Below are 12,911 nucleotides of genomic sequence, written 5' to 3' on the forward strand. Positions count from 1 at the left end.
GTCAGGGGATCAGCCGCTTCAGCAGGCGCCGGTCTTCCACGGCGAACCCCCCGCCATACACGTCCGAGGTCATGAAGTGCGCGCCCAGTACCTCCGGCTCCAGATCCGCGATGGGGTCGTACTGGCTGGGATGCAGGGTCCAGTCGATGCGGCCGGGCAGCGGCCGGGTGTAGCGCAGGGGCGTGCGGCGATACACCACATCCGCGTAGGCGGTGCCGACCTTTTCCGGATCCGGCAGGCGCCGCACATGGATTTCGCCGCCGGGCTGTTCGGCCTCGTCGGTCAGCATGACCAGCGGCGCATCGGGATCCGGCGTGAAGCGGTAGTCGACCAGCGGCACATTGCGGCGGCGCACCCAGCCGCTGACCTTGCCGTCCGGCGTTTCATCGAAAGCGTAGTGCGTGTCCTTCTTGGTATAGCCGAACAGTTCGCGGCCGGCACAAATGCCCATGGGATCGCTGCAATACATGAAGATATGGGTCTGTGTGAACAGATCCTGGAAACGCACGGGCACGGTCACCATCAGGTCGAACATCTGGCCGGCATGGATTGCAAGGGTGTGGCCCGGCGAGAGCATGAAGCGGAACGCCACGCGGTCGTTGACGACCTCGAACGGTGTGTCGGCCAGCAGCTTTTCCACCTTGCGGCGGTCGACGCGGGTCACTACCTCCAGCGTGCGCAGCGGGCATTCCCATTCCACCGGATAGGCCGGCGAGTACGGCGGGTTGACGCCGCTGCCTTCGTGCATCTTGTAGTTTCCGAACATCGGGGTCATGCGTGGTCTCCTTGTTGCTTGAATGCGGTATAGGGATTCACGATCAGGTCGGGACTGGCGTCCTGGACGCGGGTCAATCCGCACAGGGTCATGGTGGATTCCAGTTCCCGCCGCAGGATGTCCAGGCAGCGCGCCACGCCCGCCTGGCCATAGGCGCCCAGCCCGTACATATAGGCGCGGCCGATGAACGCCGCGTTGGCGCCCAGCGCCAGGGCGCGCAGGACATCCTGGCCGCTGCGCACGCCGCCGTCCAGGTAGATCTCGGCACGGCCGCCCACGGCCTGCGCCACCGCGGGCAAGGCGCGTATGGACGACGGCGCGCCGTCGAGCTGCCGTCCGCCATGGTTGGACACGATGATGGCGTCGGCGCCGGCATCCACGGCGCGGCGCGCATCGCGCGCATCCATCACGCCCTTGACCACCAGCTTTCCGCCCCAGCGTTGCTTGAGCCACTGCACGTCGTCCCACGACACGGTGCGATCGAACTGCCGGCTGACCCATTCCGAGAAACCCAGGGTGTCGCCCACGCCCTTGGCATGGCCGACGATATTGCCGAAGGTGCGGCGCGACGTGCGCAGCATGCCGGCGCACCAGCGCGGCCGGGCCAGCAGCGCGGACAGGCCGCGCAGCGTCATGCGGGGCGGCACCGAGAGGCCGTTGCGAATGTCCTTGTGCCGCTGGCCCTGGATAGGCAGGTCCATCGTCAGCACCAGGGCGGGGCAGCCGGCCGCGCGCGCCCGCTCCACCAGGCGCTCGATGAAATCGCGGTCCTTCATCACATACAGCTGGAACCAGAACGGCGCGGCGGCATGGCGGGCCAGGTCCTCGATGGAGCAGATGCTTACCGTGGACAACACATAGGGCACGCCGAACGCCGCCGCCGCGCGGGCCGCCAGGATCTCGCCATCCGGATGCACCATGCCGGCCAGGCCGGCCGGCGCCAGGCCCACCGGCATCGACACGGGTTGGCCCAATATGCGCGTATCCATGCGGATGTCCGCGACATTGCATCCCACGCGCTGGCAGAAGTTCAGCCGCGCCAGGTCGCTGGCGTTGGCGCGATACGTGGATTCGCTCCAGGAACCGCTGTCGACATAGTCGTAGAACAGCCGCGGCACGCGCTTGCGCGCGACCGCCCGCAGGTCTTCGACACAAGTGATGACGGCGGACATATCGCTCATTCCGCCGCGCGCACGGGGCTATGCTGCACGCCCAGGCCCTCCACGCCCAGGCGCAGCGACTGTCCGGCCCGCAGGAATACCGGCGGCTGGCAGCCCATGCCGACGCCGGCCGGCGTACCGGTGGCGATAATGTCCCCGGGCCGCAGGCTCATGAAGCCGCTGACATAGGCGACGAGCTCGGCCACGCCGAAGATCATGTCGGCGCTCGTACCGTTCTGGCGCCGCACGCCATCGACCTCCAGCCACATCGCCAGGCGCTGCGGATCGGGAATTTCATCGCGCGTGACCAGCCACGGGCCGACCGGGCAGAAGGTATCGGCGGCCTTGCCCTTGTCCCACTGGCCGCCGCGCTCCATCTGCCATGCGCGCTCGGACACATCGTTGACGACGCAATAGCCGGCGACGAAGGAAAGGGCGTCCTCGCGCGCCACATTGATGGCGGTCTTGCCGATGACCACGCCCAGCTCGACTTCCCAGTCCACTTTCCGCGCGCCCGGCGGGATACGGATGGGATCGGTCGGTCCGGTCACGGCGCTGGCGGGCTTCAGGAAAACGATGGGTTCCTTGGGCTGCGGCAGATTGGCCTCGCGGGCGTGGTCGCGGTAGTTCAGGCCGATGCAGACGATCTTGCCTATGCCGGCCACGCAGGGACCCAGGCGTTCATCCGCGGGCACCAGCGGCAAGGTCGCCGGATCGATGGCCGCGATGCGCGCCAGCACGTCATCGGCCAGCGCCTTGCCATCGATGTCCGGGATCGCGCCGGACAGATCGCGCACCCTGCCGGCCGCGTCCAGCATACCGGGACGCTCGGCATCCGCCCGTCCCCACCGCACCAGTTTCATTCCTTCGTCTCCTGCCGTCACGCCGGCCGCCGAAGTGGGCCGACGTGTATTAATGTACTTTGTGTGCAAAGTACGTTTTATTGGGGTTAGCCCTAGGGGCGGTCGCCGCGACCAGGGCCGCCCCAGGTCCAAGTCGCGATACCATTGCCCGCGGGAGCGCGGCCGGCGCGCCGTCGCGGGGCGGAACCCTTGCACGGCGCATGGCCCTTCCGGAGAAAACCGACCAGCATGTCCACACCTATGAACGATGTTTCCGCCCCGATGGACGCACGGTCCATCCAGGGCCGCGCCTACGAACTGCTCAAGGGGATGATCGATGAAGGGCGGCTACAGGCGGGCGAGCGCCTGCTGGAAGCCGAAGTCGCCAAGGCCTTCGGCATCAGCCGCTCCCCCGCGCGGCACGCGCTGCGTCTTTTATGCGAGGACAAACTCATCCGCGAATCGGCAGGACGCGGCTATGAAGTCGTGGGGCGGGCCCGGGCGGGCAGCCGCGTGCAAGCCATCCGGCCCGCGCGGCGCGCCGTGCTGGAACCCATGCAGATCCTCTCGGTGCCGCAGTGGGAACGCATGTACGGCGAACTGGAGCGCGAGCTCTGTACGCATATGATTTTTTCCGGCGTCCGCATCGTGGAAGAACGGGTGGCCGAGCATTTCGCGGTCAGCCGGACCGTCGTGCGCGATGTGCTGGCGCGCATGCACAGCGTGGGACTGGTAAGCAAGGACGCCCTGGGACATTGGGTGGCGCCGCAGGTCACGCCTGCCAAGACGCATCACCTGTACGAGTTGCGCTGGCTGCTGGAACCGGAGGCCCTGCGGCAGGCCGCACCGCATGTCCCCGCCGGGTATGTAGAGCGCGCGCGCGCCACGGCGGTCGACGCCCTGGACGGATTCCCCCGGGAAGGCTTCGATACCGACGTCGTGGAACATGACCTGCACGTCACGCTGCTGTCGCACTGCCCCAACGAGGACATCCTGCATGCGCTGGCGCGCACGCGCGTGCTATTCGTGCCGACCCGGTACTTGTTCGACCCCGTGCTGCATATCCCCTTGGACCTGATCGAGGACGCCCTGCGGGAGCACGTGCACATCTATGATCTGCTGCTGACGCGGCGTCCCGCCCAGGCCGCCAAGGCGCTGTACGACCACCTTCGGCATGCCGACGACCGGTGGCTGAAACGCTTCCAGGGCGCGGCGGCGCTGAAGCCGTCGGCCATGCCGCCGTACCTGCTCGCGGTCTGAACGGCCTGCCGGGACAAGCCGGCCCTGCACGTCACCGCTGCCAGCGCGAACCCAGGATGATGCTGCAAAGATTGCCGCGCTGGAACGCCGGGTCATTGAAGGCGAGGAAATCGTCGTTGAAGGTGCCGAAGGTGGAGGCAGGCCGATGCTTCAGGCCCTCGTAGAAAGTGTCGATGACCCGATGCCCGAAATCATGGCCGCGCGGATGGGCGGCGATCACCGCCTGGCGCTCCTCATCCGTGTAGTCGTCGTAATTGCGCCCGGCCATATCCATGCCCGCGCCCTCCTGCACCAGGAAGACCTCCGGATGCATATGCTCCGGGATGCCCGGCGTGGTGTGCAGCGCGATGGCAAGCCAGACTTTCTCGATGTCGGCGGTGGAGATGCCATGGCCGCGCAGGAAATCCCGGGCGGCGTTCGCGCCGTCGACTTCGAAGCGCAATGGGCTGTCGCGGTAGCGATGGGTGATACCCAGGTCGTGGAACATCGCCGCCGCGTAAAGCAGCTCCGGATCGTAGGCCAGCCCCTTGCGCTTGCCTGCCAGCGCGCCCCAGAAGTACACCCGCGCGGAATGATGGAACAGCAGATCGCTTTCCGTGTCGCGTATCAGCTGCGTGATCTCCCGCGCGAGGGCGCTGTCCGGGATCTTGATGCCTGAGATGTCGGTATGGTCCACGACGTCGTCCTCTTCAATCAGGTCTCCTCCCGGGCCGCGTGAAGTCGCGGGATCGCGATCCGGCGAATGCGGTCGCGTGGCACCGCCGGATACCCCTCCACCGCTATGAGAACCACAGGCGACGCTGGAAGAAAAAGAAAGCATGCGCCGTGGGTCAATCGAAGGAAAGCACCAAGATTGGCCTGCTCGCCTGTACCAAAAAGGGCGCCGGCGAAATCCACAGCGGGAGGTGCCCCCTGCATGCTGCTGACGGGACCTTCGGTCGTCAGATGAAGCCCACGCCGACTGCGCCTCGTCCGGACCTCCGCAAACCAGCCGCGTACGGCATTGCCGTATAATCCCGCGTCTTCAAGCGCCGCACGTCCGGCGGCGCGCGCATATGGTATCGATCCCGGGCCTGCGTCCGGATCCAGGCAACTCATGAATAAACCCGCCCCGCCCGCCGCCCGCTGGCAGGCGTCGCGCATCGGCGAAGCACGCAGCCGCGTCGGCCTGCCCCAGGCGGAGTTCGCGGCCTTGCTGGGCGTCAGCGTGCGGACCCTGCAGGATTGGGAGCAAGGCCGGCGTAATCCGTCGGGGGCGGCCAAGACCCTGCTGCGGCTGGCCGTGCTGCATCCGCAAACCCTGCGCGACCTGCCGCCCTGGCATGCGGACGAAACGGAATGAATCCTTGCGCGGGGCGCCAGCCCCGCGCGAACCTACGGTGAACCAGATTGGAAATCCTTGAAAAATCCCGCGCCGGCAAAGGGCCCCGCGATGCGACCGACGGCGGCGCCGTCAACGTCGATGGCAGCAACCATGGCGCCAGCGGCGGACGGCAGCCCGGCGGCCATGCCGCTGGCCCTGGCGGTCCCGGCAAGGCCGGCGACGCGCCGCGCGGCGGCTCCGGCGGCGACCGTGCGCCGCGCGTGGGCTTCGTCAGCCTGGGCTGCCCCAAGGCCCTGGTGGACTCCGAGCGCATCCTGACCCAGCTGCGTACCGAAGGCTACGAGGTCACGCCCTCGTACGATGATGCCGACGTCGTGGTGGTCAACACCTGTGGTTTCATCGACAGCGCCAAGGCGGAATCGCTGGAAGCGATCGGCGAAGCCCTGGCCGAGAACGGCAAAGTGATCGTCACCGGCTGTATGGGCGTGGAGGAATCCGCCATACGCAGCGTGCATCCCAGTGTGCTCGCCGTAACGGGGCCGCAGCAGTACGAACAAGTGGTGCGCGCCGTGCACGATGCCGCGCCGCCCAGCGTGGACCACAATCCCTATGTGGACCTGGTGCCGCCGCAAGGCGTCAAGCTGACGCCGCGCCACTACGCGTACCTGAAGATCTCCGAGGGCTGCAATCACCGCTGCAGTTTCTGCATCATCCCGTCCATGCGCGGCGACCTGGTCAGCCGGCCGGTGGGCGATGTGCTGAACGAGGCCGAGCGCCTGGTCAAGGCGGGCGTCAAGGAGCTGCTGGTGATTTCGCAGGACACCAGCGCCTATGGCGTGGACCTGAAGTACCGCAGCGGGTTCTGGAACGGCCGTCCCGTCAAGACGCGGATGACCGAGCTGTGCGCGGCGCTGTCGGAATTGGGCGTGTGGACGCGTCTGCATTACGTCTACCCCTACCCGCACGTCGATGAAGTCATCCCGCTGATGGCGGAGGGCAAAATCCTGCCCTACCTGGACATCCCTTTCCAGCACGCCAGCCCGCGCATCCTGAAGGCCATGAAGCGCCCGGCGTTCGAGGACAAGACCTTGGCGCGCATCAAGAAGTGGCGCGAGACCTGTCCGGACCTGACGCTGCGCTCCACCTTCATCGTCGGCTTCCCCGGCGAGACGGAAGAGGACTTCCAGTACCTGCTGGACTGGATGAGCGAAGCGCAGCTGGACCGCGTGGGCTGTTTCCAGTATTCGCCGGTGGAAGGCGCGCCCGCGAACGCGCTGGGGAATGCCGTCCCGGACGAGGTCAAGCAGGAACGCTGGGAACGCTTCATGGAACACCAGCAGGCCATTTCCGCGGCGCGCCTGCAGGCCCGCGTGGGACGCGAAATCGAAGTGCTGATCGACGAAGTCGATGAAGACGGCGCCATCGGGCGCAGCAGCGCGGACGCGCCGGAAATCGACGGCAGCGTTTATGTCGCATCGGAGAAGCCGCTCAAGCCGGGGGATCTGATCCGGGCCACGGTGACGGATTCCGACGAATACGACCTGTGGGCGGACGCCATCGAGCGCTGATGTCCTGCAAGGGCCGGATGGCGCGGATCCACGCCGCGCCGGCCAAGCGATGCGCGGCATGGCCGGGCTGCGCCAGCCCCGGCAGACGCGCCGGGCGAGGGTAGCCCGGCGCGGCGAACGACTTCGATAATCCGCGCCAGTCCTCGCCGTCGCCCCGCCCGGCTCCCCGTCAGGCCAGGAAGTCCGACAGATCGTCGGCGTGTTCTTCCTCCACGGCCAGGATCTCTTCCATCAGGCGGCGGGTCGTGGGGTCGTCGTCGCCGATGTATTCGACGATCTGGCGATAGCTGTCGATGGCGATGCGCTCGGCGACCAGGTTTTCCTTGATCATGTCTTCCAGGGTGGAAGCCTCGACGTATTCCGAATGGCTGCGCTTGGCCAGATTGGCGGGATTCATGTCGGGCTCGCCGCCAAGCTGGACTATGCGTTCGGCGATGCGGTCGGCGTGGTCCTGCTCTTCCGTGGCGTGTTCCTGGAACTCGGCCGCGACCGGCTCGGCGTTCATGCCGCGGGCCATGAAGAAGTGGCGCTTGTAGCGCAGCACACAGACCAGTTCGGTGGCCAGCGCCTCGTTCAGCAGGCGCAGGACGGTCTCGCGGTCGGCGCGATAGCTCTCGGTCACCGCGCCGTCTTCCAGGCCTTGCCGCGCGCGCTGGCGCATGGCCTGGATGTCGACGTGGAAATCCTTCTTTTGGCTGGGCATATCCATATCTGTACTCTCCTTATGTAGAGGCGCCTGACGGTCACGGCGCGGCACCGGGGACTACCGTCCCGACGGCCTGCCCGCCCCGCCCTGCTGGCGCCATCGTGGCGACGGCATCGCCGCGCAATGGCGCGCGGCGGGGCGCGCGGACCCGCCACGGCCTGCCGCCTGAAAATGTGCGTAAACTACCGGGCTTCAGTCGGTCCGATGCTCAAGCAAGTTTCGCTCCCGGGACCGTGGCGGACGGGGCGCGGCCCCGCCGGCGTCCCAGGTAAACCGAAGCAGCCCGGACACAACGGGCCTTGGGGACTCTCCCGGGCGGCCGGCCCGCCATGTTTACAAGCGATGCAACGATGAAACTCGAGAACATCTGTGTGTACTGCGGCTCCAATGCGGGCCGGCAGCCCGTCTATGCCGAAGCGGCGCGCGGCTTCGGCCGCGAATTGGCGCAACGCGGACTGGGCCTGGTGTATGGCGGTTCCAGCGCCGGCATCATGGGCATCCTGGCCAATGCCGTGCTGGAGCACGGCGGGCGTGTCATCGGCGTCATCCCGGAAGCCCTGGTGAAGAAGGAGCTGGCCCACCGCAACCTGACCGAGCAGCACATCGTCGCGTCCATGCACGAGCGCAAGACCATGATGGCGGAGAAAGCCGACGGCTTCGTCGCCCTGCCCGGCGGCGTCGGCACGCTGGAAGAGATCTTCGAGACCTGGACCTGGGCGCAATTGGGTTTCCACGCCAAGCCCTGCGGGCTGCTGAATATCGCGGGCTATTTCGACAAGCTGACCGCCTTCCTGGACCATACGGTGGAAGAAGCCTTCATGCGGCCGCAGCATCGCGCGATGCTGGCCGTGGAAAGCGATCCGGGCCGGCTGCTGGAGCGTTTCGCCAGCTATGTGCCGCCCACCGTATCGAAATGGATAGAACCGGCGAAATAGGCGCCAGGCGAAGATGACGATCACCACCGAACAGCTGTTGCGCGATTACTTCCATGCCAAGGACGAGAACCGCCCCTGGTATATGGCCAGGGCCTTTGCGCCGGATGCCCGGCTGGACATGGTGCTGAAAACCCAGGCCATCGCCTTTCCATCGGAAGTGGTGGGCGTGTCCGCCATCGCGGATACGCTGTCGCGCAATTTCGGCCAGACCTACGACAACGTCTACACCTTCTACCTGGACCGTCCCGCGGCCGGCGCGGTGCTGGACGCGTTCAGCTGCGACTGGATGGTCGCGATGACGGAGAAGGCGGGCGGCAAGGTGCGCGTGGGCTGCGGCCGCTACGACTGGCGCTTCCAGGCCGATCCCCATCGGGTCAGCCACCTGACGATCACCATCGAAACGATGGAGACGCTGCCCCCGGAGACCATGCCGGCGGTGTTCGGATGGATCACGGCGCTGCCCTATCCCTGGCTGGACCGCACGGCGCTGGCCGGCATGCCAGCCCTGCCCGGCCTGGACAAGCTGCGCTGGCTTTTGCGCTGATCGCACCGCCTGGGCCGTCGTCTGCACGGCGACCCGGCGTGGAACAGGCCGGGTCGATCACGTGTCCGCCGGCACCATATGGCAACGGATCATGAGCGGGCTGACGACGTCCGGGCGCCAGCGGCTATCCGGCCCGCGCGACAGGCGCACGTCGCACGCCAGGGAAGCGAAGCTGCGCCGCGGATCCAGCTTGACGGCGCTGGAGCCGTCGCTGGCCGTGGCGGTGTCCAGCCGATACCAGACGGGGTTGATACGCAGGACATACGAGCCGTCGGCCATGCGGCGGATATCCGCATGCGTCCGGGCCAGGCCGCCCGGCATCACCGCCAGGCCGTCGTCCATGCGGATGGGGCCTTGCTCGCCCAAGGCGGACAGGCCGAACATGAAGCCGGCGGAGGCCGTCTGCGTCAGGTAGGTCGTAAGCATCGGCGTATCGGGGCCGGCCAGCCGATGCAGCGCCAGCAGCGCGCGCTCCACGCCGGGGACATGGCTGGTCTCGCCCGCCAGCGGCGTGCAATCCGTATAGGCAACATAGCGGCCATCGCGGTCGACACCGCTAACCGAGAAGCGCGATCCCGTGCGCTGTATGCCATCCATGAGCAGCTGCGCATCGATCGGCACGATGACGGTTCCCGCGGCCGTGGAGACGGAATAGTCGACGATGCGGTCGGGCGCCAGCTCGTCGTCCAGCAGCAGGCGGGCGAAGACATCCTGCTGCGCGGGGCTCATCACCAGCCCGGCCTGGCCCCCGCGCGGATCGTGGTACACCCCGAACTGGCCGGCGATCGCCTCGCACCAGGGAGGCGACCAATCGAAAGGGCGTGCATCGGCGCCACCGACTGCTTCCTCGCCGTCCAGGCGGCATACCGCTCCGAACGCCGCCATCAAGTGCGACGCCAGCCGCAGCCGCCGGACCGCATGCGTAGCCGGATCGCGCCCCCAGTCGCCGTCGCGGGGACGATCTTCATCCAGGTCCTGGATAAGCGGTGCGGCCGCGTCGTTCAAGGCCTGGTCCAGCGCCGGGCAGGCGGACCGCAATGCCGCCCGCGCCACGGCGCCCCGGTCCGGCTGGCGATCGGCAAAGCCGCGCCAGGCCTCGCCCGCGATGCGGGTACACAGTCGCAACGTATCGTCCGCGCTCATGTCGATGAAACTGGCATACCGCGCGCACGCGGCGGCCAGGCATTCGGTGCCATCGCGCAAGGCCTGCACGATGCGGGCGGGCTCCGCGTTTTCTTGCGCCAGCAGGTCCACCAGCGCGTGCAGGTGCTCCAGCGTCATCGCGATGTGGGGGCCGGCGCGGTCGGCGGCGACGGCTTCCAGCGCGGCCCTGTCCAGCCGCAGGCCGTATGGCTGCAAGGCCGGTTCCGCCAGCCGCAGGCATTCGGCCTCGCTGCCGCACAGGACTTCGATGCTTGCGCGGCCCAGCACCGACACCGGTCCGGCCGGGTCGAGGGATAGCGCGTCCATGGCTTTGCGCACGGTAGCGTGCAGGTCTCGCGCGATGGAGTGGGGAATTTCCTGCCCGCCCGGCGCGCAGTTCTGTTGCCAGGCGTCCACCGCCCGGGCCAGTGCGTGCAGCCGACGCGCGATCGGCCACCGTCGGCCGGCGGCCAGGGCGTCCTGGACATCGCGCAAGCGTCCGGCCAGCGGGTCGCGGTAGCCGCGTATCTTGTCGTCGCGCACGCCGCGGATCAGCGCGGCCGCGCCGGCGTATTCCGGGGCGGCGCCTTCCATGGCGAGCAGGAGCGTACCCAGGGCCGGGATATCGAGACGGGACACGAAGGCCAGCACGTCCTTCAGCGGCTTGCCCAGGAGGGCCGCGGCGATCAGCCTGGGCGCCAGCGTGGCGGGGCCGCCGCGTTCCAGCAGGCCGGCATCGCCCACCGTTTCCAGCGTCCTGGACAAGGACGCGAAGGCCAGTTCATAGACCGTCTGGCAGCGGTCGCCCTGGGCCAGCCGGAAATCGATCAGGCGCGCGGTCGTGTGGACGAAATAGTCCAGGCGCTGGCCGGCCACCCGTTGCATGGCGGTTTGCAGCTCTCCGATAAGGTGCAGGCGCCGCTGCCACAGATCGGACGAGGGCTGCATCCGGCGCAGCGCCCGGCTCATGGTGCAATCGGCGGGATCCAGCGCCCGTCGGGCGTCGGGCCGGCTCGGCGTCAAGTGTTGCGCCAGCATGCGGCGTTCGGCGTGGCTCAGTTGGTCCAGGGCGGCGGCCAGCAGGGCGGGCGCGACTCCGTCATAGGCCGCGCGATGCAGGCTGGCCGCCAGGCGCGCGCAGGCGATGTCCAGCGCCGTGCCGTCGCGGAACGCCACCGCGCGCGCATCCGCCGTGGCGGGCAAGGCCTGCACGATCTGCTTCAGCGGCATGACCAGCGTATCGCGCGCCAGCCTGGCGTCCACCATCGCGCGGAAGGTCGCGCATGCGGCGCGGGCGGCGTCGCTGGCCGGCGTCCAGCCGGCACGGCCATCGGCATCCGGCGCGGCGCCCGGCAGCCTGCGCCGCAGCGCGGCCAAGTGTTCGATGCCGGCGCTTGCGCAGTAGGCCTGGGCGATCCGGGCGAAGACCCGCGCTTGTACCGGCAGGCTCGCGCCAGGCACCAGCCGGCCCAGCAGGTGCCGCATGTCGGCCGGGCCGATGGCCGCGCCGCGCGCGGCATCGAACCACTGGCGCAGCCCGCGCACCCGGCTCCCACCCCGCAGTTCGGCATGCACCAGCGACATCTTGCCGCGGACGCTATGCACGTCCCGGATATCCCGGGCCAGGCGCGCCAGCCGCTTTCCCATGCCGGGCCGTGCCCGGAACGGCGCTGCCCCGGCTGGATCCCACGCCGCGATTCCCGCGATGCCGGACATGCCGCCCATCGAGCCCAAACCGTCCAACGCCATCATGCTCTCCTGGTTACCGGCGGAGGACGCACAAACCGGCATAGTCCCCCACGCCGCGCGCCTCGCCGCCGCGCGCAAACCGGCCATCGTAGGAAAGACATCGACGGTCCACCACGACTGCGCACGTCGTCGCGGCAGGGTCTTGTCGGAAAAGAGGCTGGGAAAAATCCGAGGGGTGCGGCGCCGCCCCGCGCATCTGGGCTACGATAGCCGCGGCGCGGCGCCTGGCCGCGCCTGTCGTTTCCCGGAACACGCACGCGATGAAGATCGACTCCGCGCACCGCATCGCCGACCTGGACGCGCTGAGCGCCCTGTACGGCCAGCCCAAGGAAGCTTCCCTGCTCAAGGAAAGCGCCACCCTGCATCCCAATTACCGCGCCTTCATCCGCGCCGCGCCTTTCGTGGCCCTGGCCACCAGCGGGCCTGGCGGACTGGACGTTTCGCCACGCGGCGACGCTGCCGGTTTCGTCGAAATCCACGACGACCAAACGCTGCTGCTTCCGGACCGCCGCGGCAACAACCGCGTCGACAGCCTGCGCAACGTCATCGCCGACCCGCGCGTGGCGCTGTTGTTCCTGATACCCGGCATCGGGGAAACACTGCGGGTGAACGGCAGCGCGGCGATCTCCGTCGAGCCCGCCTTGCTGGAGCGGCTGGCCGTGGACGGCAAACCGCCGCGGTCGGTGCTGGTCGTCCACGTTGAGACCGTGTTCTTCCAGTGTTCCCGCGCCATCGTGCGCTCGCGCCTGTGGGATCCCGCCACGCAGCTGACGCGCGACGCGCTGCCCAGCACGGGCCGCATCCTGCAAGACCTGATCGGCAGCAGTTTCGATGGGGATCGATACGATCGCGAATTGCCCGAGCGGGTGGACAAGACGCTGTATTGAGCGTGGCCCGGCGGACTG

General features: G+C 68.2%; 12 protein-coding genes. 6 read left to right on the forward strand and 6 right to left on the reverse strand.

Annotation, left to right across the window (positions count from 1 at the left end):
• Position 1 precedes the first annotated feature (1 nt).
• The 3 genes from BAU06_RS24145 to BAU06_RS24155 are packed head-to-tail and all read right to left on the reverse strand — an operon-like array spanning position 2 to position 2,798.
• Complete coding sequence (locus tag BAU06_RS24145) at positions 2-775, reverse strand: acetoacetate decarboxylase family protein (RefSeq protein WP_231933955.1); 774 nt, start codon at positions 773-775, stop codon at positions 2-4.
• Positions 772-1,956 (reverse strand): alpha-hydroxy acid oxidase, encoded by a 1,185-nt coding sequence (locus tag BAU06_RS24150; protein WP_197509374.1) that lies wholly within the window; start codon positions 1,954-1,956, stop codon positions 772-774. Before BAU06_RS24150 ends, BAU06_RS24145 begins: the two co-directional genes overlap by 4 nt.
• Entirely contained in the window at positions 1,953-2,798 is an 846-nt protein-coding gene (locus BAU06_RS24155; protein WP_066356614.1) for a fumarylacetoacetate hydrolase family protein, read from the reverse strand. Before BAU06_RS24155 ends, BAU06_RS24150 begins: the two co-directional genes overlap by 4 nt.
• A 228-nt stretch (positions 2,799-3,026) precedes the next feature.
• On the opposite strand from BAU06_RS24155, the gene BAU06_RS24160 reads away from it, so the two are divergent.
• A complete protein-coding gene (locus tag BAU06_RS24160) occupies positions 3,027-4,037 on the forward strand; it encodes a GntR family transcriptional regulator (RefSeq protein ID WP_231933956.1) in 1,011 nt (336 codons plus the stop codon).
• A gap of 31 nt (positions 4,038-4,068) precedes the next feature.
• Here the strand turns inward: BAU06_RS24160 and BAU06_RS24165 are convergent, their stop codons facing one another.
• On the reverse strand, positions 4,069-4,713 hold the full coding sequence (locus BAU06_RS24165) for an HD domain-containing protein (protein WP_066356617.1): 645 nt from the start codon (positions 4,711-4,713) through the stop codon (positions 4,069-4,071).
• 420 nt (positions 4,714-5,133) lie between these two features.
• Here BAU06_RS24165 and BAU06_RS24170 point away from each other — a divergent pair, with 420 nt between their 5' ends.
• Together BAU06_RS24170 and rimO are read left to right on the forward strand one after the other, a co-directional pair.
• A complete protein-coding gene (locus BAU06_RS24170) occupies positions 5,134-5,379 on the forward strand; it encodes a helix-turn-helix domain-containing protein (protein WP_066356618.1) in 246 nt (81 codons plus the stop codon).
• Positions 5,380-5,621: 242 nt separating this feature from the next.
• A complete protein-coding gene (rimO, locus tag BAU06_RS24175) occupies positions 5,622-6,929 on the forward strand; it encodes a 30S ribosomal protein S12 methylthiotransferase RimO (RefSeq protein WP_066359709.1) in 1,308 nt (435 codons plus the stop codon).
• A gap of 169 nt (positions 6,930-7,098) precedes the next feature.
• Here rimO and BAU06_RS24180 read toward each other — a convergent pair whose 3' ends face one another.
• Positions 7,099-7,638 carry a ferritin-like domain-containing protein gene (locus BAU06_RS24180; RefSeq protein WP_066356620.1) on the reverse strand — a complete coding sequence of 180 codons (540 nt, stop codon included), beginning with the start codon at positions 7,636-7,638 and terminating at the stop codon, positions 7,099-7,101.
• 347 nt (positions 7,639-7,985) lie between these two features.
• Between BAU06_RS24180 and BAU06_RS24185 the strand changes: the two genes are divergently transcribed.
• Together BAU06_RS24185 and BAU06_RS24190 are read left to right on the forward strand one after the other, a co-directional pair.
• Entirely contained in the window at positions 7,986-8,570 is a 585-nt protein-coding gene (locus BAU06_RS24185; RefSeq protein ID WP_066356622.1) for an LOG family protein, read from the forward strand.
• 13 nt (positions 8,571-8,583) lie between these two features.
• Entirely contained in the window at positions 8,584-9,114 is a 531-nt protein-coding gene (locus BAU06_RS24190) for a hypothetical protein (protein WP_066356623.1), read from the forward strand.
• Between the two features lie 57 nt (positions 9,115-9,171).
• Here BAU06_RS24190 and BAU06_RS24195 read toward each other — a convergent pair whose 3' ends face one another.
• Positions 9,172-12,009: a hypothetical protein gene (locus BAU06_RS24195; RefSeq protein WP_156770323.1), complete on the reverse strand. Its 2,838-nt coding sequence runs from the start codon at positions 12,007-12,009 to the stop codon at positions 9,172-9,174.
• Positions 12,010-12,266: 257 nt separating this feature from the next.
• On the opposite strand from BAU06_RS24195, the gene BAU06_RS24200 reads away from it, so the two are divergent.
• Entirely contained in the window at positions 12,267-12,893 is a 627-nt protein-coding gene (locus tag BAU06_RS24200; protein ID WP_066356631.1) for a pyridoxamine 5'-phosphate oxidase family protein, read from the forward strand.
• The last annotated feature ends 18 nt before the right edge of the window (positions 12,894-12,911 follow it).

The sequence above is a fragment of the Bordetella bronchialis genome (assembly GCF_001676705.1).
GTDB classification, from domain to species: domain Bacteria; phylum Pseudomonadota; class Gammaproteobacteria; order Burkholderiales; family Burkholderiaceae_B; genus Bordetella_C; species Bordetella_C bronchialis.